This window comes from Streptomyces sp. RKND-216 (assembly GCF_004795255.1).
Taxonomy (GTDB): Bacteria; Actinomycetota; Actinomycetes; order Streptomycetales; family Streptomycetaceae; genus Streptomyces; species Streptomyces hazeniae.
In genome coordinates, this window is the sequence record NZ_SSBQ01000002.1 from 650,213 (window position 1) to 675,351 (window position 25,139).

Sequence of the window (25,139 nt, forward strand, 5' to 3'; positions counted from 1 at the left end):
CTCCAGTGTGCGCGCCCGGGAACCCCCGGCACTAGCGGAAATCGGACGTGACGGTGCACGCCGCGCGGAAGGGTACGCGGACCGCCCGGCCGGCTCATGAGGCGGTGCGGGAGCGCATGGCGTCGGCGGACCGGGAGAGGCCGAGGAGCAGGGCGACTCCCAGCGGCGGCAGGGCCGCGGCGGCGATGAGCGGGCCGGGCGGCGACCAGGTGGAGCCGAGGCCGTACGCGGCGAAGACGAGGATCGCCATCACTTCGGAGCCGAAGCCCGCCATCGAGCCGACCGTGGCCCGGGCCCGGTCGGAGATCCGGGCCTGGAGGCGCGCCTCGGCGGCCGTGGCGGACCAGCGGGCGACTCCGTAGGCGACGGCGATCAGCCCCATGCCGGCCGGGTGGGCACTGAGCCCGCCGAGCGCCAGCAGCACGCCGGAGACGACCAGGCCGGGAACGAGCAGCCGGTGGCCGCGGTGCGCGAACCACTCCCCGACCGCCGCGCCCGCCGAGACGAGCAGCACCAGCAGCGGCACCGTCGCGTCGGCCACTCCGGTGGAGGCGGCGAAGAGGGAGAGGAACTCGTCGTACGCCAGCGAGCCGGTCAGCACCGCGACCAGCAGCACGGCGCGGCGTGCCGCACGCGAGTGGCGGATCTCGGCGACCCCGTGGCGGAGGACGGCGCGGAAGGACTCCTCGGCCTCCTCTGCCGCCGCAGGCGCCCTCCCCCCATCAGGCGCTGGACCGCCGGACGCCGCGTCGGCGGGGTCGGCCGGCGTCCCGCCGGCGCGGGCGCTGTGCTCGGGGAAGGTGCGGGCGACGAGGACGCCCGCCGCGCAGGCGAGCACACTGGCGACTCCGACCGCCTGGTAGCCGCCTGCGGCGAGGGCCGGTGCGGCCGCCGCGGTGGCCGCCACTTCGGCGCAGGTACCGACGGCCCGCGAACGGCCGATCCGGCGTGCGTAGCGGTCCGACGCGCCGCAGCGGGCCAGTTCCTCGTAGACCAGGGCCTCCAGCGTGCCCGACCGCAGGGCGCTGCCCGCGCCCCACAGGACGAAGCCAGCAGCGAAGGCGGCGTAGGAGGGGGCGAAGGTCCACAGCGCGAATCCCGCGCCGGACAGTGCGGGCGCGAGAGTCAGGAGGCGTCGCCGGGAGAACCGGTCGGCCCAGACACCGGAGGGGATCTCCAGGGCGAGGCCCGTCACCGACCAGAGCACGAACAGCGAGGAGATCTCGGCGCCGGAAAGCCCGGTCCGCGAGAACAGCAGCGCGTAGACCGGGTACAGGAGGACGCAGTCCTCCAGGAAGGCCGAGGCGTAGAGCGTGCGGACGAGCCGCTGCTCGGACGCCGGGACCAGGGGGGCGGAGGAAACTCAATGTCGTCGTCGGTTCATGCGCCTCAGCGTACGCCGCCTGCGTCCCGGGCGGGAATGGTTTTCGGCAGGCGCTGAAGCAGGCCCCAGCAGAACTCGGCGGTCACCGCGTGGCGTTCCCCGGCGGCGTCCAGGACGGTGAGGTCGAGCCCCCAGCGGGTGGGGGCGGAGCCCTCCCGCGGACGGGCGGGCGGGAACGCGCGCGCCGCCTCGTCGACGGTGCAGGACCAGGGCTCCAGGTCCTCCAGTGTGCGCAGCGGGGGCGGCGGCGCGCCGGGAGCCCGGACCAGCCACTCGTTCCACACCGCCCCGCCGGCGGCGGCGAGCACCTCGAACCGCAGGTCGGGCCAGAGGGGCACCGGCCAGGTCAGCGCCTCGCAGTCGAGGTCGCCGATCCTGCGGTGGACGACGGCCTCGGGCGGGCCGAGGACGGAGCGGTAGCGGGTCAGGGTGCCGCGGGCGCGCGGAGAGCGGATCATGGCCTGCCAACGACGGTTGGCCTCCCGCATCTCCGCACGGCCGACGCCCAGCCGGGTCAGCGCCGCCTCGACCCGCACGGCCTGGAAGTCGGCCATCCGCCGCAGCAGGACGAGCTGGAACTCCAGCGGCCCGAAGGCGGAGCCGGCAGCGCGCCCGGACGTACGGCCCGGCGTGCTGCCGGGCGTGCGCCCGGACCTGGGGCGGCCGACGGGGCAGTGTGGGTCGGGCATGCGGCGGACGCTACCAGCCGGAGCCGCCGCCCCCGCCGCGCCGCGAACGGCCCCCCGCGGGGCCGCGTTTGCGTTCCATCATGTGCCGCCCGATCGCCTGGCGCTGCTTGAACCGCTGCCGCTGCTCGGCGCGCAGCCGGGCGTCCGTGCGGGCCGCCAGCCGTTCGTTCTCGCGGAGCAGCTTGCGGTAGCTGTCCAGGCGGCGTTCGGCCAGGGAGCCATCGGCGATGGCGGCGAGGACCGCGCAGCCGGGCTCTGAGTGGTGGCCGCAGTCGTGGAAGCGGCACTGAGCGGCCAGCTCCTCGATCTCCGCGAACGCCTGCTCCAGCCCTTCACCCGCGTCCCAGAGTCCGACGCCGCGCAGCCCTGGGGTGTCGATGAGGACGCCGCCGTCCGGGAGCGGGATCAGGTCGCGGGCGGTGGTGGTGTGGCGGCCCTTGCCGTCGCTGTCGCGGATCGTGTTGACCTGCTGCACCTCCCGCCCGACGAGGGTGTTCGTCAGCGTGGACTTCCCGGCGCCGGAGACGCCGAGCAGCACGGTGCTGCCCCCGGTCACGAGCGCCCGCAGCACGTCGACGCCCTCTCCGGTGTGGGAGCTGACGGGCAGGACGCGCACGCCGGGGGCGACGGTCTCGGTGTCGGCGACGAGGTGCGCGAGGGTGTCGGGGTCGGGCACCAGGTCGGTCTTGGTGAGCAGGACCAGCGGCTGCGCACCGCTGGTCCAGGCGAGCGAGACGAAGCGCTCGATGCGGCCGAGGTCGAGTTCGGCGGCGAGCGACACGGCGACGACGGCGTGGTCGACGTTGGCCGCGAGCACCTGGCCCTCGGATCGCTTGGAGGAGGTGGAGCGGAGGAACGCGGTGCGGCGGGGCAGGATCGCCTTCACCTCGGGCCGGCCCTGCGCGTCGTCGCCGATCGCGGCCCAGTCGCCGGTGGTGAGCCACCGGGTGGGGTCGTGGGTGGCGACGGGTTCGATGCCCGCGTGGACGGTGCCGTGCGGGGTGATCGCCTCGCAGCGGCCGCGGTCCACGCGGGCGATGCGTGCGGGGAGCAGCCCCGCGGCCGCGTGCGGGCCGAAGGCGTCGGCAACCTCGTCGTTCCAGCCGTAGCCGGCGAGGCCGTGGGGGTCGTGCGGGACGTCGTTCAAGACGGGATGCCCTTCGGAAGGGGTGATCCCGGTGCGGGCGGCGGCGCGCCACCTGCGGGGCGCCGCGTCAGAGGCGGCGGGAGCCCGGGATCACGGGGAGGGAGGGGATCGGCGGATGCGTGTGGGCGCGGCCCACGGCGGCGGCAGTCGTCGTCACGGCCCTCACCTCCCTGTCCTTCGCTCGTCGGTCCGGCGTCGCGGACCCCGGTGTCCTCGGCCCCGAGCAGCGTACGTCCGGAGGCACCGGCGGTGCCACGGGTTTTCGCGCGAAGGCGTCAGTCCCGGTCCCCAACGTCGCCCGGCCCGGTGCCGTTCCCCGGGCCGGGTCCGGTGCGGTGCCCGCCGCCTTCGCCGTTCGCGTGCCGGTCGCCGTGGTGATCGTCGTGAGCGCCGCCGTGCGGGCCGCGGGTGCGCAGCCGGGACCGCACGTCGCCGGGCGGCAGGAACCTGGTCCAGCGCTCGGGGAACTCGGCGGGCGGGTTCTGGTCGCCGTCGCCCTCCCCCTCGGCGTCGCGCATGGCGCGGCGCGTCTCGGCGGCGCGGATCATCTCGGCGGCGGCCTGCTCCCTGGCGTCCTCGGTCTCGCGGCGGGCCGCGGCGGTGGCGACGGACGGCCAGACCCGGTCGATGGCGGCGTTGACGGCGGCGCCGACCAGCACGGCGAAGGCGGAGACGCCGATCCACAGCAGGACGGCGACCGGTGCGGCGAGGGAGCCGTACAGGGTGGGGCCCTCGACGGTGTTGGTGAGGTAGAGGCGCAGCAGGGCGCTGCCGAGCACCCACATCACCAGGGCGACCAGCGCGCCGGGGATGTCCTCGCGCCAGGGCGAGCGGACCGGGACCGACACGTGGTAGAGGGTGGTGAGGAAGACGATGGAGAGCAGCAGCACGACGGGCCAGTAGAAGACCCTGACCAGCCACTCGGTCTGCGGCACCAGGTGCATGACCGCGTCCGGTCCCGCGACCATCAGGGGCAGCGCGACCATGCCGATCACGAGGGCGACCAGGTAGAGCACGAAGGCCAGCAGCCGGGTCTTGACGATGCCGCGGTGCCCGTCCAGGCCGTACATGACGGTGATGGTGTCGATGAAGACGTTGACGGCGCGGGATCCGGACCACAGGGCGAGGGCGAAGCCGATCGAGATCACGTCGGGGCGCCCGCCGCGGATGACGTCGTCGATCAGCGGCCGGGCCACCTGGTCGACGCCGCGGTCGGAGAGTACCGCCTCGGCGGCGGTGATGAAGTTGTCGCGGATGGAGTCGATGGTGTCGGTGTCGAACCAGCCGTCGAGGTAGCCGATGAGCCCGATGAGACCGAGGAGCAGCGGGGGGATGGAGATGAGGGTGAAGAACGCCGCCTCGGCGGCGAGCCCGAGGACCCGGTACTCGATGCAGGAGTTGACGGTGTCCTTCAGCAGCAGCCACGCCATCTTCCGCTTCGGGACGTTGCGGTAGACGGCGCGGGCTCTGCGCAGTGCTCCCGTGGAGCGCTCAGGGGATTCGTCGGCGTGCACCTGCTCAACGTATCCGGCCGCCGGCCCCCGGGCTGACCCGGAATGGTGCAATGGCCGCATGGACACGGTCGCCGTCACCACCTGGTCGCTGGAGCAGACCTCTCCCGAGGACCTGACACCTTCTCGTATCCCGGACGAGACGTCCGGGATACGGACAGTGCGGGCCGAGGTGCCGAGTCCGGAGTTCAGTCGCTTCCTCTACACCGCCGTGGGAGGCGACGTGACCTGGACGGACCGGTTGCCGTGGCCACGCTCCCGCTGGGCGGAGTTCCTGGAGCGCCCGGGCGTGGAGACCTGGGTGGCGTGGCAGCGCGGCACGCCCGCCGGTTTCGTGGAGCTGGACGGGCAGGCGGACGGCGTGGTCGAGATCAGTTACTTCGGGCTGCTGCCGGCGTTCCGCGGCCGGGGCGTCGGCGGGCACCTGCTGTCGTACGGCACGGCGCGGGCCTGGGATCTCGCCACCCGCTGGCCGAACCGCCGGCCGACGCGGCGGGTGTGGGTGCACACCTGCAGCAAGGACGGCCCCTACGCACTGGAGAACTACCGGCGCCGCGGCTTCCGGCTCTTCGACACCCGCACGGAGCAGGAACCCGCACACGAGGCGCCCGGCCCGTGGCCGGGCGCCTGACCCGTCACTCGGGCACCCGGACCTTCCGGCTCCCGGTGTGACGCCGGTCACGATTCCCGGGATGCGAGACGGCGGTGTCCACACTTCGGAAGGCAGTGGACGCGCCTCGCGGCGCGTGCCACGCTTTTCGGCATGTCCCGAGCTGGAATCGCCCTGGTGAGTCGACGCCACGTCGACCTCGGCCGCATGTCCAGCGCCATCTGTCCGGCGGGCTGACAGTCCCAGCACCGCCGATCGCCGAGCACCGCGCCCCCGCCGTCGCGAGCGCGTGCCCGTCACCCCTGTAGCAACCTTCCGCGCGCCCGCGTGCGCTCTGCACGCGTGCCTGCGCGCCGGTTGCGCGCGCTCCGACACCCCGTGCCGCGGCGCGCGCGACCCATCCGAACGTCAGTGAAGCAGCCGGAGGACATACCGTCATGGCCGACACCCCTCAGCGCCCCGCCGCCGCACGGCCCCGCCGCAAGGCCGGCCGTCACCGCGGCGAAGGCCAGTGGGCAGCCGGGCACTTCACCCCGCTCAACGGCAACGAGCAGACGAAGAAGGACGACGACGGTCTCCATGTGCGCCGTCGCATCGAGACGATCTACGCGCACCGCGGCTTCGCGTCCATCGACGGCGCCGACCTGCGCGGACGAATGCGCTGGTGGGGGCTGTATACCCAGCGGAAGCCCGGCATCAGCGGCGGGAAGACAGCCGTCCTGGAGCCGGAGGAGCTGGACGACGAGTACTTCATGCTCCGCGTCCGTATCGACGGCGGCCGGCTCACCACCGCGCAACTGCGCGTCGTCGGCGAGGTGTCCCAGGAGTTCGCCCGCGGCACCGCCGACATCACGGACCGGCAGAACGTCCAGTTCCACTGGATCCGGGTGGAGGACATGCCGGAGATCTGGCGGCGGCTGGAGTCCGTGGGACTGTCCACCACCGAGGCGTGCGGCGACACGCCGCGCGTGATCCTCGGGTCGCCCGTGGCCGGTATCGCCAAGGACGAGATCATCGACGGCACCCCGGCGCTGGAGGAGATCGCCCGCCGTGTGGTCGGCAACCCGGCGTACTCGAACCTGCCGCGCAAGTTCAAGGCCGCCGTGTCCGGTTCGCCCGTGCTGGACGTGGTGCACGAGATCAACGACGTGTCGTTCGTCGGCGTGGAGCACCCCGAGCTGGGCCCGGGCTTCGACGTGTGGGTCGGCGGCGGCCTGTCCACCAACCCGAAGCTGGGCGTCCGCCTGGGCGCCTGGGTGCCGATCGAGGACGTCGCAGACGTCCACGAGGGCGTCGTCGCGATCTTCCGCGACTACGGCTACCGGCGGCTGCGCAACCGCGCCCGGCTGAAGTACCTGGTAGCCGACTGGGGCCCTTCGAGGTTCCGGCAGGTCCTGGAGGACGAGTACTTGCTGCGGACGATGGCCGACGGCCCGGCGCCCGCCCAGCCGGTGCAGCGCTGGCGCGACCACGTCGGCGTCCACGAGCAGCGGGACGGCCGGTACTACGTCGGTTTCGCGCCACGCGTCGGCCGGGTGGACGGCGCCACCCTCGGCAAGATCGCCGACCTCGCTGAGGCGCACGGATCCGGCCGGGTCCGGACCACCGTCGAACAGAAGATGATCATTCTGGACGTGGAGCAGGAGCAGGTCCCCTCGCTGACCGAGGCGCTGGAGGCCCTGGACCTGACCACCACCCCGTCGGTCTTCCGGCGCGGCACCATGGCCTGCACCGGCATCGAGTTCTGCAAGCTGGCCATCGTCGAGACCAAGGGCCGCGGCGCCCGCCTCATCGACGAGCTGGAACAGCGGCTGCCGGACTTCGACGAACCCGTCACCATCAACCTCAACGGCTGCCCCAACTCCTGCGCCCGCATCCAGGTCGCGGACATCGGCCTCAAGGGACAGCTGGTCACCGACGCGGACGGCAACCAGGTCGAGGGCTACCAGGTGCACCTGGGCGGCTCGCTCGGACTGGAGCCCGGCTTCGGGCGCAAGGTCCGCGGCCTGAAGGTGACCGCCGACGAACTGCCCGACTACATCGAGCGGGTGCTGCGCGCCTACTCCGAGCAGCGCGAGGACGGCGAACGGTTCGCCCAGTGGGCGGCACGCGCCGACGAGGGGGCCCTCACATGAGCGAGCGAGCGGCGCCCTTCTACTGCCCGTACTGCGGAGACGAGGACCTGCGGCCGTCCGAGGGCCGCCCGGACGCCGCGCGCGGCGCCGGCGTCCCATGGGAATGCCGCTCCTGCAACCGCGCCTTCACGCTCTCTTTCCTCGGACTGCTGGCCTCCGGCCTGCGGCCCGACGACGGCCCGGAAGGGGACCAGACCTCATGACCACCGCCCAGGAGCCCGTACGCGAGTCGCTGCCGGCCCAACGCCACAGCAAGGCCGAACTGCGCCGGCTCGCTCTGGAGGCGGGCCGCGCGCTGGAGGGCGCGGACGCGCTGGACGTGATGCGCTGGGCCGCGGACACCTTCGGTCACCGGTTCTGCGTGACCTCCTCGATGGAGGACGCCGTCGTCGCACACCTCGCCTCGCGCGCGCTGCCCGGCGTCCACGTCGTGTTCCTCGACACCGGATACCACTTCCCGGAGACGATCGGCACCCGGGACGCGGTGGCCGCCGTGATGGACGTGGAGGTGATCACCGTCACACCCCGGCAGTCGGTGGCCGAGCAGGACGCACGCCAGGGCACCCGGCTGCACGACCGCGACCCGGACCTGTGCTGCGCGCTGCGCAAGGTGCTCCCGCTGGAGGAGTCCCTGCGTGGCTACGACGCCTGGGCCACCGGGCTGCGGCGCGAGGAGTCGCCGCTGCGCTCCCTCACGCCCGTGGTCGGCTGGGACGACCGGCGGAAAAAGGTCAAGATCTCCCCGATCGCCCGTTGGTCACAACCGGATGTGGACCGTTACGTTGCGGAGCACGGAGTTCTCACCAACCCGCTGCTGTCCGACGGCTACGCCTCGATCGGCTGCGCGCCCTGCACCCGCCGGGTCCAGGACGGCGAGGACGCCCGCGCCGGGCGCTGGTCCGGCTTCGACAAGACGGAGTGCGGCCTGCACGTGTGAGACGTGGCGGCCCGATGGACGAGGATTGCAGGGAGCAGGGGCATGAGCCTGACGGACACGGGAGCCACGGTGTGGCTCACCGGCCTGCCCAGTGCGGGGAAGACCACGATCGCCCGCGCGCTGGCAAACCACCTGGCCGGCGAGGGTCACCGGGTGGAGGTGCTGGACGGGGACGAGATCCGGACCTTCCTGTCCGCCGGGCTCGGTTTCTCTCAGGAGGACCGGCACACTAATGTGCAGCGGATCGGGTTCGTGGCCGAGCTCCTCGCCTCCAACGGGGTCAAGGCGCTCGTCCCGGTGATCGCCCCGTACGCGGACAGCCGGGAGGCCGTCCGCAAGCGTCACCAGGCGGCGGGAACCGGGTACCTGGAGGTGCACGTCTCCACCCCGGTGGAGGTGTGCTCCGAGCGTGACGTGAAGGGTCTCTACGCACGTCAGGCAGCCGGGGAGATCGCCGGGCTGACCGGGGTCGACGACCCGTACGAGGTGCCCGCGGACCCGGACCTGCGGATCGAGGCGCACCAGCAGAGCGTCGAGGAATCAGCGGGCGCGCTCCACGCGCTGCTCGTCGAAAGGGGACTGGCATGACGTCCGCGACCGTGGTGTCGGACGACACGGACAACCCGTACGCGTTGTCGCATCTGGACGCGTTGGAGTCGGAGGCGGTACACATCTTCCGGGAGGTGGCCGGGGAGTTCGAGCGCCCCGTGATCCTCTTCTCCGGGGGCAAGGACTCCATCGTCATGCTGCACCTGGCGATCAAGGCCTTCGCCCCCGCCCCGGTGCCCTTCTCCCTCCTCCACGTCGACACCGGCCACAACTTCCCCGAAGTCCTCGCCCACCGCGACGCCACCGTCGAACGCCACAACCTCCGCCTCCACGTCGCCCACGTCCAGGACTTCATCGACGACGGCACCCTCCGCGAACGCCCCGACGGCACACGCAACCCCCTCCAGACCGTCCCCCTCCTCGACGCCATCGACAAGAACCGCTTCGACGCCGTCTTCGGCGGCGGCCGCCGCGACGAGGAGAAGGCCCGCGCCAAGGAACGCGTCTTCTCCCTCCGCGACGAATTCGGCGGCTGGGACCCCCGCCGCCAGCGCCCCGAACTGTGGCAGCTCTACAACGGCCGCCACTCCCCCGGCGAACACGTCCGCGTCTTCCCCCTGTCCAACTGGACCGAACTCGACGTGTGGCAGTACATCGGCCACGAGAAGATCGAACTCCCCGCCATCTACTACGCCCACCGCCGCGAGGTCTTCTCCCGCAACGGCATGTGGCTCTCCGCCGGCGACTGGGGCGGCCCCACCGACACCGAGAAGACCACCCTGCAGACCCGCACCGTGCGCTACCGCACCGTCGGCGACATGTCCTGCACCGGCGCCGTCGACTCCGACGCCGACACCAACGACGCGATCATCACCGAGATCGCCGCCTCCCGCCTCACCGAACGCGGCGCCACCCGCGCCGACGACAAGATGTCCGAAGCCGCCATGGAAGACCGCAAGCGCGAGGGATACTTCTAGACCCATGAGCACATCCCCCACCATCGACACCGCCGCGGCGCTCGCCGCCACCTCCTTGCTGCGCTTCGCCACCGCCGGTTCCGTGGACGACGGCAAGTCCACCCTCGTCGGACGGCTGCTGCACGACTCCAAGTCGGTGCTCACCGACCAGCTGGAGGCCGTGGAGACCGCTTCCCGCAACCGCGGCCAGGACGCGCCCGACCTGGCGCTGCTCACCGACGGTCTGCGCGCCGAGCGCGAGCAGGGCATCACCATCGACGTCGCCTACCGGTACTTCGCGACCACCAAGCGCCGGTTCATCCTGGCCGACACGCCCGGGCACGTGCAGTACACCCGCAACATGGTGACCGGCGCCTCCACCGCCGAACTCGCCGTGGTGCTGGTCGACGCGCGCAACGGCGTCGTCGAGCAGACCCGCCGCCACGCGGCCGTCGCCGCCCTGCTCCGCGTCCCGCACGTCGTCATGTGCGTCAACAAGATGGACCTGGTCGACTACCAGGAGAAGGTGTTCGCCTCGATCGCCGAGGAGTTCACCGCCTACGCCGCCTCGCTGGGCGTCCCGGAGATCACCACCATCCCGATCTCCGCCCTGGTCGGCGACAACGTGGTCACCGCCTCCGCCAACATGGACTGGTACGGCGGCCCGACCGTCCTGGAGCACCTGGAGACGGTGCAGGTCAGCCACGACCCCAGCGACGACCCGGCCCGCTTCCCGGTGCAGGTCGTGATCCGCCCGCAGACCGACGAGCACCGCGACTACCGCGGCTACGCCGGCCAGATCGCGTCCGGCATCTTCCGCGTCGGCGACCGCATCACCGTCCAGCCCTCCGGACGCACCAGCACCATCGAGGGCATCGACGCGCTCGGCGAGCCGGTCGATGTCGCCTGGGCCCCGCAGTCCGTCACGCTCCGGCTCACCGACGACCTCGACATCTCCCGCGGCGACATGATCGCCCCGGCCGACGCGAAGCTCTCGCCCAGCCAGGACCTGACGGCGACCGTGGCGCACCTGCACGACCGTCCGCTGAAGGTCGGCGACCGCGTGCTGCTCAAGCACGCCACCCGCACGGTGAAGGCCATCGTCAAGGACATCCCGTCCCGCCTGACGCTGGCCGACCTCTCCCAGCACCCCGCGCCGGGCGAGCTGGTCGCCAACGACATCGGCCGTGTCGTGCTGCGCACCGCGCAGGCCCTCCCGGTCGACGCCTACGCCGACTCCCGGCGCACCGGGTCGTTCCTGCTCATCGACCCGGCCGACGGGACGACACTGACCGCCGGTATGGCGGGCGACGCCTTCGCCGAGGCGGCGGAGGAGACCAAGGAGACCCAGGGCGGCACGGCCGACGACGACGGCTGGGACTTCTGACCCGTCCGCGCACCCACCCCGTCGAGGGGGCGGTGAGGAGGAGAGCGATGCGACACCCGCGACCGGCCCTCACCGCCCCCTCGACGGCTCTCCTGCTGGTCGCGCACGGCAGCCGCGACGCCCGGCACGCGGCGACGACGACGGCGCTGTGCGAGGCCGTCCGCCGGAACCGGCCCGGCCTGCGGGTCGAGGTCGGCTACCTGGAGTTCGACACGCCGCGCGTGGGCGAGGCGCTGGAGCGGCTGGACGGCGAGGGCTTCCGCGACGTCGTCGCGGTGCCGCTCCTGCTCAGCAGCGCCTTCCACGCCAGGACAGACATCCCGCGCACGCTGCGGGAGGCGACGGCGCGACTGCCGCGACCGGCACGCGTGCACGTACGGCAGGCCGACGTGCTGGGACCCGATCCCCTGCTGCTCACCGCCCTGGAGCGGCGGCTGACCGAGGCCGGACTCGGCAGTCCGGCGGCCTCCGGCACCGGGATGGTGCTGACGGCGGCCGGCTCCTCCGACGCCCGGGCGGTGGCCTCCATCGAGGCTCTCGCCGAGCGGTGGCGCCGCGACGCCGGGTGGGCGGCCGTACGGACGGCCTACGCGTCGGCCGACCTGCCGCGGACCGCGGACGCGGTGCGTGAGCTGCGCGCGGAGCCCGGGGTGCGGCGGGTGGCCGTGGCGCCGTACGTGATCGCGCCGGGGCGGCTGCCGGACCGCATCGTCGCCGGAGCGCGTGAGGCCCGCGCGGACGTGCTCGCTCCCGTGCTGGGGGCCGCGCCCGAGCTGGTGCGGCTGCTGCTGCGCCGCTTCGACGCAGCGGCGGCAGCGCCGCCCGGCTCGCTCGCCGCGTAGCCCCGCGGCCCCGGACGGGCCGTCAGGCGCCGAGGGCGCGGAGAGCCGCGGCCTCCTGCGCGGGCGAGATGCCCTTGGCCGCGCGGTCGGCACGGTGGGGTGCGTCCCCGCCGAGGGACCGCAGCCACGCCCACGTGTCGCGTACGGTCTCCGCAACCGGCCGGCACACCAGCCCCGCCGCGTGGGCCCGCGACACGTCCCCCCGGTGCATCGCGTCGTACACCTCGCCCGGCGGCAGCCACACCGGCAGCCCCGTCCATCCCTCGATCCCCGCCGCCTCGATCACCGCGGGGTCCGCCCAGCGCAGCTCCGCGTCGGAACCGGTGGCCGCCACGCACTCCGCCAGCAGCTCCCCCATCGTGGCGTGGCCGGGCCGGGAGATCGTGTTGTAGGGCCCGTGCAGGCCGGCTACCAGGGCGTCCAGCGTCCAGCGCGCCAGGTCCCGCGCGTCGATGTACTGAATTCCCAGGTCGCGCGGCCCGGGGGCGAGAACCGGACCGCCCCGGTCGATGCGGTTCAGCCACCACGGCAGCCGGCCGACGTCCTCGTACGGGCCGAGGATGAGCCCGGCGCGCACCAGCAGCGTGCGGTCCGCGCCGAACTCGCGCTGGGCGGCCAGCTCTCCGCCCCGCTTGTCCTGCCGGTAGTCGGTGGCGCCGTCGTCCGGGGACGCGTCCACGACCGGGCCCCGCTCGTCGTTGCCCGCCGGAGGCGGGAAGCGGTAGACGGACCCGCTGGAGATGTAGGCGTATTGGCCGGCGCGGCCGGCGAGCAGCCGCGCCGCGTCGCGCACGGCCGTCGGTGCGGAGGACCAGGTGTCGACGACCAGGTCCCACTCCCCCGCCCGCAGCGCCTCCGGGCCGCCCTCCTCCGTACGGTCGCCGTGCAGTTCCCGGACGCCCTCGACCGGTGGCCGCAGGCCGCGGTTGAGGACCGTCACCTCCCAGCCTCTGGCCAGCGCGTCCTCCACGACGGCGCGCCCGACGAAACCCGTCCCACCCAGCATCAGCAGCTTCATGGCCCGAGCCTGCCCCGGCCGGGGCGGCGGTGAAAGGCGCGCTCGCCGTCAGCGGAATCGCCCTGGGCGAACCCGCGGCCCATCCGGGGCGACGCGTTCACGCCTCAGGCGGGCTGTTCCGTCATTGCGACCAGCTTGGTGACGGTGCGCCAGTTCCGCCCGGTGACGGTGAGCTTCGGCCGTACGGCCTCCAGCGCGGCGGGAAGCCTGCTGCGGCCCATGCCGTCCGGGAACCAGCAGTAGACCGCCCTGCCGATGTGCCGGAACTCGTCCGGGGCGTAGGCCGCCGCGTCGACGCCGGCGAAGTGGCCGGCCGCCGGTGTCTCCTCGGCGAACAGCACCAGCAGCTTCGACGGGTCCAGGTCGGCGGCGGGAAACGGGCAGGCGGCGACGACGTCCCGCAGCTCCCGGCCGGTCCGCAGCAGGCACGGCACGTCGAAGCCGAAGCGGTCTGCGATCGCCCGCTCCAGCCGCTCCCGGGGCGGCGGGCCGCCCCCCTCCGGCGGCACAGTGAACACCGCGTTGCCGCTCTGCAGGTGGGTGCGCACGCCCGTCCAGCCCAGCCCGTCGATCAGCTCCCGCAGTTCGGCCATGGGCACCTTGCGGCGCCCGCCCACGTTGATGCCGCGCAGCAGCGCGACGTACATCGTCCCCGTCGTCATGACCGCACCTTATGCTCTGGCACCGACAACGGCTCCGCCTCCGGTCGGTCGGCGGGCTCCCGCCCGGCGGGGGCGGTGCGCTCGCCCCGGCCCCTGGGGTCGTCGCGGAACAGCCAGTCCAGCCGCGGCTCCACAGCGAACCGGAAGACCCGCCGCACCGGATGGGTGCACAGCAGCGTCACCAGCACGGCGGCCGCCAGGGTCACGGCGACCATGCCGGCCGGGCTGCCCACCCACGGAGGCCCGTACCAGCCCCAGTAGACCGACCCCTTCACCAGGAAGCCGTGCAGCAGGTAGCCGTACAGCGTGCCGGTGCCGAGCGCGGTGTACCAGGTGTGCCGGCTCGGCACCCAGGCCAGGAAGCAGGCGGTGAGGAGCAGCGAGCAGCCGAACAGGGCCAGCGCCATGGCGGCCCCGGCCGGGGCGGGGACGCCGAGGTCCTGCGCGCTCTGGCGGTGGTAGAGCCAGACGTGGCTCATCCGCGGAGCCGCCCAGTAGGCGAAGACCAGCGCGCCGGCCGCGACCGGCAGTGCCGCCCAGCGGACCCGCCGGTCGCGCAGCAGTGCGAAGTGGCGCGGCTCCAGGAGCATGCCGAGCACGAAGAACGGCAGGAACTGCAGCACCCGCTGCAGGTCCAGGTCCGGCCCGACGCCCGGGGTGACCGTGCTCAGCACGGACAGCGCCACCGCGAGGGGCAGCGGCCACCGCACCGCCCGCCAGAGCGGCGCGGTGAGGCGCCACAGGAACAGCGCGAGCAGGAACCAGTTGAGGAACAGCGGGTCGACCGGGTTGACCGGATAGCCGGGGTCCGGCTCCGCCCACCGCCGGAACAGGGTGTAGGCGATCTCGAAGAGCAGGTACGGCACCAGCAGGCCGGCGATCAGCCGCCGCACCCGGCGCGGGCCGAGCGTGAAGCTCCGGCTGAAGTACCCCGAGACGACGATGAATGCCGGCATGTGAAAGGCGTAGACGAACAGGTACAGCGCCAGCGCGGTACGGCTGTCCGCCCGGTACGGCTCCCAGAAGTGGGCGCAGGCCACCAGCACGATCGCCAGGTACTTCGCGTTGTCGAAGAACGGCGTGCGTGTTCCCTCCATGAGGCGCGATTGTTCCCGCGCAGGACGGCGCGCCTCATCCCGACAGGCCGGTCACTCACAGCAACACCACAACGGCTCAGCGGGATCTCCGCAGGATCAGCTCTGCGGGCCCGGTGGGTCGGGGTGGCGTGGGCTCCGCGCCCGCGGCCGTCAGGCGGATGCCTGGAGCCGCACCGGGCGTCCGCCGTCCATGTGAGGGGTGACCAGCCGCTTCGCCGCCGCCGGCCCGTCCAGCCGCACGGCGGGCCCGGATCGCTCGGCACGACCGGGAAAGGGGAACCGGCGTTCGAGGAAGGCGTGGACGGCCGGTCCGGCCGCCGCCCTGGTCCCGGGGGTGGTGTCCACGTCGTTGACGCAGAAGAAGTCGACGTCCTCACCCCGCTCCAGACGGGCGAGCCGCTCGCGGAGGTCGGGGCTGCCCAGGTCCGCGTACCGCAGGGTGTACTCGGCGGGGACCGCGCGGCCGGTGAGCAGCGCCCAGTGGTGGTGGAGGGTGGCGGCGGAGGCCACGTCACGGGTCGAGCGGAACCGCGAGTAGGCGGTCCGCCGGAACTCCTCGAAGCCGGCTGCCTCGATCTCCCTGAGCACGGCCAGCAGTTGGGGGTGCGGCACGTGCTGGAACTTGGCGGTGATGTGGCGTCCGAAGGTGCGTCGCACGAGTTCGCGCGCGTTCTTCCCCGCCGAGTTGGGAGCGGGCTCGAGCGGATAGGGGTGGCCGAGCCCGAGTTTGTAGGGCGAGAAGGGCAGCTTGGCCAGGCCGTTGCCGTGGAAGAAGCTCTCGGCCCGGACCGGGCGGTTCACGAAGACGTCGTCGTTGAAGTAGAGGTAGCGGTCGGAGAGACCCGGGATGTGGTGCAGCCGGCTTTCGATGGCGTGCGAGTTGAACACGGGCAGCGCGTCGGCCGGGAGGATCTCGCGGTGGTCCACCACGGTGACCCAGTCGGACGCCGGGTCGAGCCACTCCGGTATCTGCCCGTCCGTGACCAGGTAGACGTGCCGCACGAAGGGGGCGTACATGTCGAGAGAGCGCAGGGAGAACCGCAGTTCGTCGTGGCTGGTGTAGCGGGACGGCCCGGTCTCGCGGTCGGCGATGCCGCCGCGGTCCTCGCCGCCGTAGGCGCCGCGTTTCGCCGCCATCGCGGGATCGTCGCCGTCCACCCAGGTGTAGACGACGTCCACGGGGAACCTCACCTCGTCCACCCCGGGGTCCGCGAACGGCTGGAACGTCGCGATCCGGTGGCCGCCCACCACGGTGGCGACGGGCTGCTGCGCCGTTGCAGGGACGACCTCGGAGACGCGGTTGCGGCGCGGGGAGAGAAGCGCCGCGGCGAAGTCGTCGCCGAGTTGGCGTGCGGGCACGGACAGCCAGGGCCGGTTCTCCGGGTAGACCGGGGCGAGGGAGGCGCCGCGGCGCCAGAACTCGACCTCGCAGCCGCCCTCCACACCGTGCAGGACCTGTCCGCCCGGACCCAGCCGGACGGTGCCGGTGCGCAGCACCTGTGCCCGGAGCACCGCGCGGGGCACACCGCCGTCGGCCCAGAGCGCGAGCGACAGCAGCCGCCCGCCGTCGCCGACGGCCGCGACGTAGCCGGGGGTGTCCCGGAAGCACCGCGCGGCCAGTTCGAGCACAGCGCGGCGGTGGACCTCCTCCACGCCCAGCACGTGCCGCCGCGCACCGGGCTCGGACACCAGGAAGTAGGGCAGGGCCGCGTCCTCCAGCATGCCGGTGACCGCCGCGAGGTCCTCCGCCGCCGCCCCTGCCGCCGTGTAGTGGTCCACGACGCGGCCGTGCGCGCGGAAGGGGCCCACGGCGACCCGGCGGACGTCCCCGAGTTCCCCGCGCACCCGGCGGCGGGGCAGAGCGCAGCGCAGCGCCCAGCAGCAGGCGAGCAGACGGATGCGCAGGACCAGCAGGGCCCGCTTGGCGGGACGGAACAGGTGGTCCTTCAGCCTGGTGTACGCGCGGTGCTTCATCGCCCCTACCGTTCGGGCTTCTTCTCGAACGTGCTCGGGAAGGGGAAGTAGTCCTCCAGGAAGGCGTGCATGCGCCCCAGTACGGCGTCCCGCTCCTCGGCCGGCACGTCGACGTCGTTGAGGCAGAAGAAGTCGAAGCGTCTGCGGCGCCGCAGGTCGTCGAGTCTCCGGTCGGCGTCCTCGCGGCTGATGTTGACGTAGCGGAAGTTGAAGCTCGCGGCGCAGCCCTTCCCGGTGAGGAGGGCGTACTGGTAGAGCAGCGGCGCGGTCATGGCGATGTCCTGCGGCGACCGGAAGCGGGTGGCCGTGGTCCTGGCGACGTCCTCCGCGAACATCTGCTCCAGTTCCCGGAGCGTCTCCCGCTGCTGCGGGAGCGGGGTGTGCATGAAGTTGTTCGTCGTGATGCGGCCGAAGCGCTGCCGGATCAGGCGCCGTACGTTCTTGCTCGCGGAGTTGGTCGCGGTCTCCTCCGCATGGGGCTTGCCGACCCCGATCTTGAGCGGGGAGACCGGCACGCGCATGGCGCCGCTGCCGTGGAAGAAGTGCTCCGGGGTCACCCGGCGGCCGACGAACACGTCGTCGTTGAAGTACAGGTAGTGGTCCGACAGCCCGGGGATGTGGTGCAGCCGGGTCTCGATGGCGTGCGAGTTGAACACGGGGAGCACGTCGGCGGGGAAGATGTCGCGGTGGTCGACGACGGTGATGCCGTCGGCCTCGTCGTCCAGCCAGTCCGGCTTCTGCCCGTCGGTCACGACGTACACGTGGCGGACGAAGTCGGCATGCATCTGGAGGGAGCGCAGCGAGTACTTCAGTTCGTCGTGGCTGGTGTACCGGGACGCGTTGACCTCCTTGTCGAGGATGTCCGCGGTGCCCAGGCCCTTGTAGTGGGCGCGTTTGCGCCGCATGGCGGGCTCTTCGCCGTCGACCCAGGTGTAGACGACGTCGACCGGGAAGGTCACGTCGGAGACCGTGGGCGTGGCGAATGCGGCGAAGGTGGGGATCTCCCGCCCCCGGACCTCCAGGACCGCGGGCGTCTGCTCGTCGGACGGCACGACGTCGGCGACCCGGTTCCGGCGCGGGGCGACGAGGGACCGTCCGAAGACGTCCTCGGACGCCTGCGGGGAGACCCGGGCCAGCTCGGCCTCGGCGCGGGGGCCCGCCAGGATCTCGGCGCCGTCCTGCCAGAACTCGACGTCGCAGCCGAGCGCGGTCCCGGCGAGGACCTGCCCGGCGGGACCGAGCTGGATCTCGCCCACGCGCAGCACGCGGGAGGACTCCAGTCCCTCCCGAAGCGCCCCGTCCATGCACAGCGAGGTGTTCTTCAGGCGACCGCCCAGCAGCGGCTGGGCGACGAAGACGGCGGTCGCCGCGTTCTGCTCCCGCAGCGCGGCGAGGAAGGCGGGACGGTGGCACTCGTGCACGCCGACGGTGTGGCGTATGCGGGCCGAGGGGATCAGGAAGTAGGCCGCTCCGGCCGTCTCCAGGGCGCCGACCGCGATGCCGAGGTTGCGGTCGGCCGCACCGGCGGCGGTGAAGCCGTCCACGACCCGGCCGTAGGTCTCGCGCCCGCCGACCACGACGGACCGCAACCGGTCGTCGGCTGCCGCGGTCCGGCGCCGGTCCCGTCCGTGGCGCAGCTGCCAGACCTGGTCGGCGGCCTTCCGCTTCGCCCGTGGAGTCATGCGTCGAACGAACGATCGCACTGTCATTGCCCGTACTCCCCACCGTTTGCCGCATTCCGGATTCGTCCGGAAGCACCTGTCTAGACATGCGGGGGCGGGAAAGGGTTGCATACGGGTGGACATGGTCATCCAGCTGTGACCTGGGCAGAGAGCCTTCCGGGGCGGTCCGCGGCGGCTGCCCGGCACCACGGACGGCCCCGGTCAGGAGACGGGGCGCGAGTCGGTCCAGACCGACTCGAACTCCTCGCGGTAGGTGCCGAAGAGGCCGTGCTCGCCGGCGTCGGCCCCGGTGGACCCGCCCTGCACGAGGTCGCGGCGGCCGCCGCGCAGCACCAGGACCGGAGCCTCCATGCCGCGCACCCGGCGCAGGTAGGACTGGACGACGGCGAGGCCGTCCGGCCCGTCGCCGTCCACCAGGTAGGCGGTGAAGCGGGGCGTCTCGTCGAACACGTGGATCTCGAACGCGCCCGGGTCGCGCAGCCGGGAGCGGACCCGCCGCATGTGCAGGATGTTCATCTCCACGGTGCGGCTCAGTTCGCCCTTCTTCAGGCCCAGCTCGCGCTCGCGGCGCCGGACGGCACTGCTGGCCGGGTTGAGGAAGAGCAGCCGCACCCGGCAGCCGGACTCGGCGAGACGGACCAGGCGGCGTCCGCTGTAGTTCTGGACGAGCAGGTTGAGCCCTATCCCTATCGCGTCCAGCCGCCGCGCCCCGCCGAACAGGTCCTCGGCGGGGAGCTGCCGCTGGAGCCGCACCCGGTCCGGGTGGACGCCGACGACGTCGGCGAAACGGTCGCCGACCAGGTCCTCGACGGCGTCCACCGGCAGCCGGTCCGCGGACGGCGGCGCGCCGCGGGAGGTGCCGAGCAGCTCCAGCAGGCGCGCCGACATGCGTTCCGCCTGGGCCAGCACGGTCTCGGAGAGGGCCCGGTTGCGGGCGACGGCGCTGCGCGCCACCTCGAGCTCGTCGAGTGCCAGCTCGACCTCGCGGCGGTCGTCGAAGTACGGCTCGAAGCACGGCCAGTGCTGAACCATCAGCTCGCGCAGCTGCGGCAGGGTGAGGAAGGACAGGATGGTGTCGTCGGCCGGGTCGAGCAGGTATCCCTTGCGACGGCTGACCTCGCGCACGGCCACCGCGCGCTGGACCCATTCCTGGCCGGCCGGCCCCGCGGCGGCGATCACCCACTCGTCGCCGTGCACCGGCTCGTACACCGGGCGGAGCACGGCGGCGACGACGGCCCGCAGCCGCTGTTCGACCAGGTTGAGCCAGATGTAGGCGCGTCCCGCCCGCTGGGCGCGGCGCCTCACCTCGGCCCAGGCCTCGTCGCCCCAGTCGAGGTCGGCACCGATCTCCATGGGCCTGGCCAGCGACACCGCGCCGGAGGGTACGGCGGTCTCGCCGCCCTGCCCGCTCTCACCCGGGGGGAGCTCAAGCCCTCCCGACCCCACCTGTGCACCGCCTTCCCCGACCCCGTTGTTCGATCAAGGAAGACTACTGCGGAGCGGGTGCGAGGTGCACCCGGTTCACCTATCAACTTCCCTGCCGCGTACGACCGTACGGGCGAAGATAGCGCCTGGGTCCGCCGGGCGGGCCCATCCTGCGCGAGGATGCTTCGGGCGGCAGCATCCGCACGCGGCGCCCGCCGCGCGGCGACACGGCCGGGAAGGGAAGAGACGAGGCGCATGCAGGTCTGGCCGGGACAGGCGTATCCCCTCGGTGCCACCTACGACGGCGCGGGAACGAACTTCGCGGTGTTCTCCGAGGCGGCGGAGCGGGTGGAGCTGTGCCTGCTACACGACGACGGCTCCGAGACCGCCGTCGAGCTGCGGGAATCGGACGCCTTCGTGCGGCACGCGTACCTGCCCGGGGTGATGCCGGGGCAGCGGTACGGCTTCCGCGCCCACGGCCCGTACGCGCCGGAGCAGGGCCGGCGCTGCAACAGCGCCAAGCTGCTGCTGGACCCGTACGCGAAGGCGATCAGTGGACGGGTCGACTGGAACGAGGCCGTCTACGGGTACCACTTCGGATCACCCGAACGGCGTAACGACCTGGACTCGGCGCCGCACACCATGACCTCCGTCGTGGTGAACCCGTACTTCGACTGGGGCGACGACCGCCTCCCCCGGACGGAGTACCACCACACCGTGCTGTACGAGGCCCACGTGAAGGGCCTCACCATGCTGCACCCGGACCTGCCGAACGACCTGCGCGGCAGCTACGCCGCCCTCGCCCACCCGGCGGTGATCGACCACCTCACCCGGCTGGGGGTGACGGCACTGGAGCTGATGCCGGTCCACCAGTTCGTCACCGACCACCGGCTGGCGGACGCCGGGCTGTCGAACTACTGGGGCTACAACACCATCGGCTTCTTCGCCCCGCACAACGCCTACGCCTCCTGGGGCGACCGCGGCCAGCAGGTGCTGGAGTTCAAGCAGGCGGTGCGGGCGCTGCACGAGGCGGGCATCGAGGTGATCCTCGACGTGGTCTACAACCACACCGCCGAGGGCAACCACCTGGGCCCGACGCTGTCCTTCCGCGGCCTGGACAACGCCTCCTACTACCGGCTGGCCGACGACCCCCGGTACTACATGGACACCACCGGCACCGGGAACTCGCTGCTGATGCGCAGCCCGCACGTGCTCCAGCTGATCATGGACTCGCTGCGGTACTGGGTGACCGAGATGCACGTGGACGGTTTCCGCTTCGACCTTGCCGCGACGCTCGCGCGACAGTTCCACGAGGTGGACCGGCTGTCGTCGTTCTTCGACCTGGTGCAGCAGGACCCGGTGGTCAGCCAGGTGAAGCTGATCGCCGAGCCGTGGGACGTCGGCGAGGGCGGCTACCAGGTGGGCAACTTCCCGCCGCTGTGGACCGAGTGGAACGGCCGGTACCGGGACACCGTCCGCGACATGTGGCGGGGCGAGCCGCGGACCCTCGCGGAGTTCGCGTCCCGGCTGACCGGCTCCTCCGACCTGTACCAGGACGACGGACGCCGTCCGCTGGCCTCGATCAACTTCGTCACCTGCCACGACGGGTTCACGTTGCACGACCTGGTGTCCTACGACGGCAAGCACAACGACGCCAACAGCGAGAACAACCAGGACGGCGAGAGCCACAACCGCTCCTGGAACTGCGGCGCCGAGGGCGACACCGACGACCGCGACGTGCTGCGGCTGCGGCGCCGCCAGATGCGCAACTTCGTCGCCACGCTGATGCTGTCGCAGGGCGTGCCGATGCTCAGCCACGGCGACGAGTTCGCACGCACCCAGCAGGGCAACAACAACGCGTACTGCCAGGACGGCGAGCTGTCCTGGGTGCACTGGCCGGACGGGGACGGCGCCCCGGACGCACTCGAACTGTGCGCGTTCGTCCGCACGATGGTGTGGCTGCGCCGCGACCATCCGGTCTTCCGGCGCCGCCGCTTCTTCCACGGCCGGCCCGTCGAGGGCACGCACGACGACCTCTCCGACATCTCCTGGTTCACCCCGGACGGCCGGGAAATGGCACAGCGGGACTGGCAGGAGGCGCAGGCCCGGGCGCTGACGGTGTTCCTCAACGGCAGCGCGATCTCCGAGCCGGGCGTACGCGGGGAACGCATCCTGGACGACTCGTTCCTGCTGCTGTTCAACGCGCAGGACACCGCCCGCGACTTCGTGGTGCCCGTCCACCACGGGCGTCAGTGGGAGGTCGTCGTGGACACCGCGGAGGAGGGCGGTACGCCCGACGAGACGCGCAAGGTGCAGGCCGGGGACCGGCTGACGCTGACCGACCGCAGCCTCGTCGTCCTCCAGCGGCCCGCGTAGCCGCCCGGCAGCCGCACGCGGGGCGGGGCGAGGCGGGACGGGACGGGACGAGCCGGGACGCCAGGCGACACGCCGCCGCGGGCCGTGACACCGCCCGACCGGGGGACATGCGGTGCACCCCGGACCGGGTACGACGCAGGTATGACGCCGACCGCCACCTACCGGCTCCAGCTCCAGCCGGCCTTCCCGTTCGCCGCCGCCGAGGAGGCCGTCCCACGCCTGGCGCGGCTCGGCGTGTCGCACCTGCACCTGTCCCCCGTGCTGACCACCGTCCCGGGGTCGGCCCACGGGTACGACGTGACCGACCACCGCACCGTGCGCGAGGAGCTGGGCGGCGAGGCGGGGCTGCGCGGCCTGTCGGCGACCGCCCGTGCGCACGGCCTCGGCCTCGTGCTGGACATCGTGCCGAACCACATGGCCGTGCCCGCCGACCTGCGGCTGAACCGCCCCCTGTGGGAGACGCTGCGGGACGGCCCGGGCTCGTCGTACGCCCGCTGGTTCGACGTCGACTGGGAGGCAGGCGGCGGCCGGATACTGCTGCCGGTACTCGGCGAGCCGCTGCACCGCGCAGCGGAGGCGCTCACCACGCCCGGCGACGGGACCCTGCGCTGCGGACCGCACGTGCTGCCGCTCCGGCCGGGCACCGCCGGACTCCCGCTGCCCCGGCTGCTGGACGCCCAGCACTACCGGCTCTCCTGGTGGCGCCTGGCGCGCACCGAACTCAACTACCGACGGTTCTTCACCGTCTCCGGACTGATCGGCGTGCGCGTGGAGGACCCGGAGGTGTTCGACGCGACGCACGCCACCGTGCTGCGGCTGCTGCGCGAAGGTGTGGTCGACGGGCTCCGGGTGGACCACCCGGACGGTCTCGCCGACCCGGAGACCTACCTGCGGCGGCTCCAGGACGCCACCGGCGGCCGCTGGACCGTGGTGGAGAAGATCCTCGCCCGCGAGGAGACGCTGCCCGAGAGCTGGCCGGTGGCCGGCACCACCGGGTACGACGCGCTGCACCACGTCGACGGCCTGTTCACCGACCCCCAGGGGTACGCCGAGCTGGTCGCCACCTGCCAGGAGGTCGTCGGGGCCCCGGACGACCTCGGCGGCACCTGGGCGGACACCCTGCGGCGGGCCTCGCGGGAGGTGATCGGCGACGACCTGGCCACCGAGGTCGACCGGCTCACCCGGGTCGCCTCCCGGGTCTGCGCGACCGCACCCGGCCTGCGACTCCGGGACCACGCCCCCTGGGCGCTGCGCCGCGCGCTGTGCGAGGTGCTGATACGGCTGCCGGTGTACCGACCGTACGCCGTCCCGGGCCGCCCGGCGCGCGCCGTGGACGCCGAACAGCTGGAGACAGCGGCGGAAGGCGCCCGCACCGCGTTCACCGTCCCGGAAGAGGGCGACGCGGTGGAGGTGGTGCGCGACCTCGCCCTGGGGCTGCTGGGCGGCGAGGAAGGGGACGCGGACGGGCGGGACTTCGCGGCACGCTTCGCGCAGGTCGCCTCGGCGCTGCGGGCCAAGGCGGTGGAGGACACCGCCTTCTACCGGTTCACACCGCTGCTCAGCGCCGCCGAGGTCGGTGGCGACCCGGCCCGCCCGGCCGTACCCCCGGAGGAGTTCCACGCCTACTGCGCCCGCATGCAGCGCGCGTGGCCCGAGGGCGGGACGGTGCTGTCCACGCACGACACCAAGCGCAGCGCGGACGTGCGGGCCGCGCTGCTCGTCCTGGCCGAGTGTCCGCAGCGGTGGCGGGCGGCACTGGAGGCGGCACGGGAGAAGGCGGCGGCCCTGCCCGACGACGGGCACCGTCCGCCGGACGCGCACAGCGAGTGGGCGGCCTGGCAGACGGCGTACGGGCTGGGCGCGCCGGATGCGGAACGGCTCACGGCGGCGCTGCGGAAGTCGGCCCGGGAGGCGGGCGTGCGCACGAGCTGGACCGAGCCCGACGAGGACTACGAGGCGGCGCTCGTCCGGTTCGTCGAGGGCGCGGTCTGCGGGGCTCCGTGGGCCGTGATGGGCGAGCTGACGGCGGAGCTGGCACCGCACGTGCGGGCCACGTCCCTGGGCATGGCGCTGGTGCAGCTGATGATGCCGGGGATCCCGGAGGTCTACTGGGGCGGAGAGCGGTGGTCCCCCACCCTGGTCGACCCGGACAACAGGCGCATCCCGGCCGTCCTCGGGGACGGCGAGGACGGCGGGGCGGACGACGACCCCAAGGTGCGGGTCACACGCGCGGCCCTGCGGGTGCGGCGCGAGCACCCGGAGTGGTTTCTCGCGGGTTCGACGTACGAGCCGCTGCGTGCGCGCGGCGAGGCGGCGGCGCACTGCCTGGCGTTCGCCCGGTCCGGCGCCGTGGTCGCCGTCGCGACCCGGCTGTCGCTGCGCCTCGCCCTCAGCGGCGGCTGGAGCGACACCACGCTCGCCCTGCCGCCCGGCGTGTGGCGGGACACCCTACGGGGCGACGACACCTTCGAAGGCACGGTGGCCCTCGCGGACCTGCTGGCGACCGGCCCCGTCGCCCTCCTGCGCCGCGCCTGAGGCGCGTCGAGCACGAGCCGCGCCCTCTCCGACACCCACGTGACCCCCGTTTCCACCCGAGACGGGTGGGGCGGGGCGACCCATGGCCTCGACCACGCACAGGGCTCAACGGCACCGCAAGAAGGCGTCCCGTGTCGCTCATCTCCCGTGCCCTGCCTGCGGCAGGGCGAAGCCGCTCGTGCTGGTGTAGTTGTCCGCATTCCCGCAGGTGAGAGCCCGTCAG

20 protein-coding genes are annotated in these 25,139 nt (G+C 73.1%); 10 read left to right on the forward strand and 10 right to left on the reverse strand.

Annotated features, from left to right (window positions below; all coding sequences use genetic code 11):
* Positions 1-94: 94 nt before the first annotated feature.
* The 4 genes from E4198_RS03170 to E4198_RS03185 form a co-directional block, all read right to left on the reverse strand.
* A complete protein-coding gene (locus E4198_RS03170) occupies positions 95-1,348 on the reverse strand; it encodes an MFS transporter (protein WP_136181788.1) in 1,254 nt (417 codons plus the stop codon).
* A gap of 41 nt (positions 1,349-1,389) precedes the next feature.
* On the reverse strand, positions 1,390-2,073 hold the full coding sequence (locus tag E4198_RS03175) for a hypothetical protein (RefSeq protein ID WP_247597533.1): 684 nt from the start codon (positions 2,071-2,073) through the stop codon (positions 1,390-1,392).
* A 10-nt stretch (positions 2,074-2,083) separates the two neighbouring features.
* On the reverse strand, positions 2,084-3,220 hold the full coding sequence (gene rsgA / locus E4198_RS03180) for a ribosome small subunit-dependent GTPase A (RefSeq protein WP_136181789.1): 1,137 nt from the start codon (positions 3,218-3,220) through the stop codon (positions 2,084-2,086).
* Between the two features lie 275 nt (positions 3,221-3,495).
* Positions 3,496-4,650 (reverse strand): YihY/virulence factor BrkB family protein, encoded by a 1,155-nt coding sequence (locus E4198_RS03185; RefSeq protein WP_247597849.1) that lies wholly within the window; start codon positions 4,648-4,650, stop codon positions 3,496-3,498.
* Between the two features lie 142 nt (positions 4,651-4,792).
* On the opposite strand from E4198_RS03185, the gene E4198_RS03190 reads away from it, so the two are divergent.
* The 8 genes from E4198_RS03190 to E4198_RS03225 all read left to right on the forward strand — a co-directional run bounded on the left by E4198_RS03190 (position 4,793) and on the right by E4198_RS03225 (position 12,147).
* Positions 4,793-5,362 carry a GNAT family N-acetyltransferase gene (locus E4198_RS03190; protein WP_136181791.1) on the forward strand — a complete coding sequence of 190 codons (570 nt, stop codon included), beginning with the start codon at positions 4,793-4,795 and terminating at the stop codon, positions 5,360-5,362.
* Positions 5,363-5,778: 416 nt separating this feature from the next.
* The gene (locus E4198_RS03195) at positions 5,779-7,476 is read left to right on the forward strand and encodes a nitrite/sulfite reductase (RefSeq protein WP_136181792.1); all 1,698 of its coding nucleotides are present in this window, start codon (positions 5,779-5,781) and stop codon (positions 7,474-7,476) included.
* Positions 7,473-7,679, forward strand: a complete 207-nt coding sequence (locus E4198_RS03200) for a hypothetical protein (RefSeq protein WP_136181793.1) — start codon at positions 7,473-7,475, stop codon at positions 7,677-7,679. Before E4198_RS03195 ends, E4198_RS03200 begins: the two co-directional genes overlap by 4 nt.
* Positions 7,676-8,413, forward strand: coding sequence for a phosphoadenylyl-sulfate reductase (locus E4198_RS03205; protein ID WP_136181794.1), 738 nt, complete (start codon positions 7,676-7,678; stop codon positions 8,411-8,413). Before E4198_RS03200 ends, E4198_RS03205 begins: the two co-directional genes overlap by 4 nt.
* 42 nt (positions 8,414-8,455) lie before the next feature.
* Positions 8,456-9,001, forward strand: a complete 546-nt coding sequence (cysC, locus tag E4198_RS03210; protein WP_136181795.1) for an adenylyl-sulfate kinase — start codon at positions 8,456-8,458, stop codon at positions 8,999-9,001.
* Complete coding sequence (gene cysD / locus E4198_RS03215; RefSeq protein ID WP_136181796.1) at positions 8,998-9,939, forward strand: sulfate adenylyltransferase subunit CysD; 942 nt, start codon at positions 8,998-9,000, stop codon at positions 9,937-9,939. Before cysC ends, cysD begins: the two co-directional genes overlap by 4 nt.
* 4 nt (positions 9,940-9,943) lie before the next feature.
* Positions 9,944-11,305, forward strand: coding sequence for a GTP-binding protein (locus E4198_RS03220; RefSeq protein WP_136181797.1), 1,362 nt, complete (start codon positions 9,944-9,946; stop codon positions 11,303-11,305).
* Between the two features lie 47 nt (positions 11,306-11,352).
* Positions 11,353-12,147, forward strand: coding sequence for a sirohydrochlorin chelatase (locus E4198_RS03225; protein WP_136181798.1), 795 nt, complete (start codon positions 11,353-11,355; stop codon positions 12,145-12,147).
* Between the two features lie 22 nt (positions 12,148-12,169).
* Here the strand turns inward: E4198_RS03225 and E4198_RS03230 are convergent, their stop codons facing one another.
* From E4198_RS03230 to E4198_RS03255, 6 genes are all read right to left on the reverse strand, one after another.
* Positions 12,170-13,165 (reverse strand): NAD-dependent epimerase/dehydratase family protein, encoded by a 996-nt coding sequence (locus E4198_RS03230; protein WP_136181799.1) that lies wholly within the window; start codon positions 13,163-13,165, stop codon positions 12,170-12,172.
* 104 nt (positions 13,166-13,269) lie between these two features.
* The gene (locus tag E4198_RS03235) at positions 13,270-13,827 is read right to left on the reverse strand and encodes a DUF1697 domain-containing protein (protein ID WP_136181800.1); all 558 of its coding nucleotides are present in this window, start codon (positions 13,825-13,827) and stop codon (positions 13,270-13,272) included.
* Positions 13,824-14,924: an acyltransferase family protein gene (locus E4198_RS03240; protein ID WP_136181801.1), complete on the reverse strand. Its 1,101-nt coding sequence runs from the start codon at positions 14,922-14,924 to the stop codon at positions 13,824-13,826. The genes E4198_RS03235 and E4198_RS03240 overlap by 4 nt, the downstream gene beginning before the upstream one ends.
* A gap of 150 nt (positions 14,925-15,074) precedes the next feature.
* Positions 15,075-16,898, reverse strand: a complete 1,824-nt coding sequence (locus E4198_RS03245) for a stealth conserved region 3 domain-containing protein (protein WP_136181802.1) — start codon at positions 16,896-16,898, stop codon at positions 15,075-15,077.
* A gap of 5 nt (positions 16,899-16,903) precedes the next feature.
* Positions 16,904-18,580, reverse strand: a complete 1,677-nt coding sequence (locus E4198_RS03250) for a stealth family protein (protein WP_247597534.1) — start codon at positions 18,578-18,580, stop codon at positions 16,904-16,906.
* 201 nt (positions 18,581-18,781) lie between these two features.
* On the reverse strand, positions 18,782-20,026 hold the full coding sequence (locus tag E4198_RS03255) for an SAV2148 family HEPN domain-containing protein (protein WP_136181804.1): 1,245 nt from the start codon (positions 20,024-20,026) through the stop codon (positions 18,782-18,784).
* Between the two features lie 234 nt (positions 20,027-20,260).
* Here E4198_RS03255 and glgX point away from each other — a divergent pair, with 234 nt between their 5' ends.
* Positions 20,261-22,381: a glycogen debranching protein GlgX gene (glgX, locus tag E4198_RS03260; protein ID WP_136181805.1), complete on the forward strand. Its 2,121-nt coding sequence runs from the start codon at positions 20,261-20,263 to the stop codon at positions 22,379-22,381.
* Positions 22,382-22,522: 141 nt separating this feature from the next.
* Positions 22,523-24,916 carry a malto-oligosyltrehalose synthase gene (gene treY, locus E4198_RS03265; protein WP_136181806.1) on the forward strand — a complete coding sequence of 798 codons (2,394 nt, stop codon included), beginning with the start codon at positions 22,523-22,525 and terminating at the stop codon, positions 24,914-24,916.
* Positions 24,917-25,139: the final 223 nt, after the last annotated feature.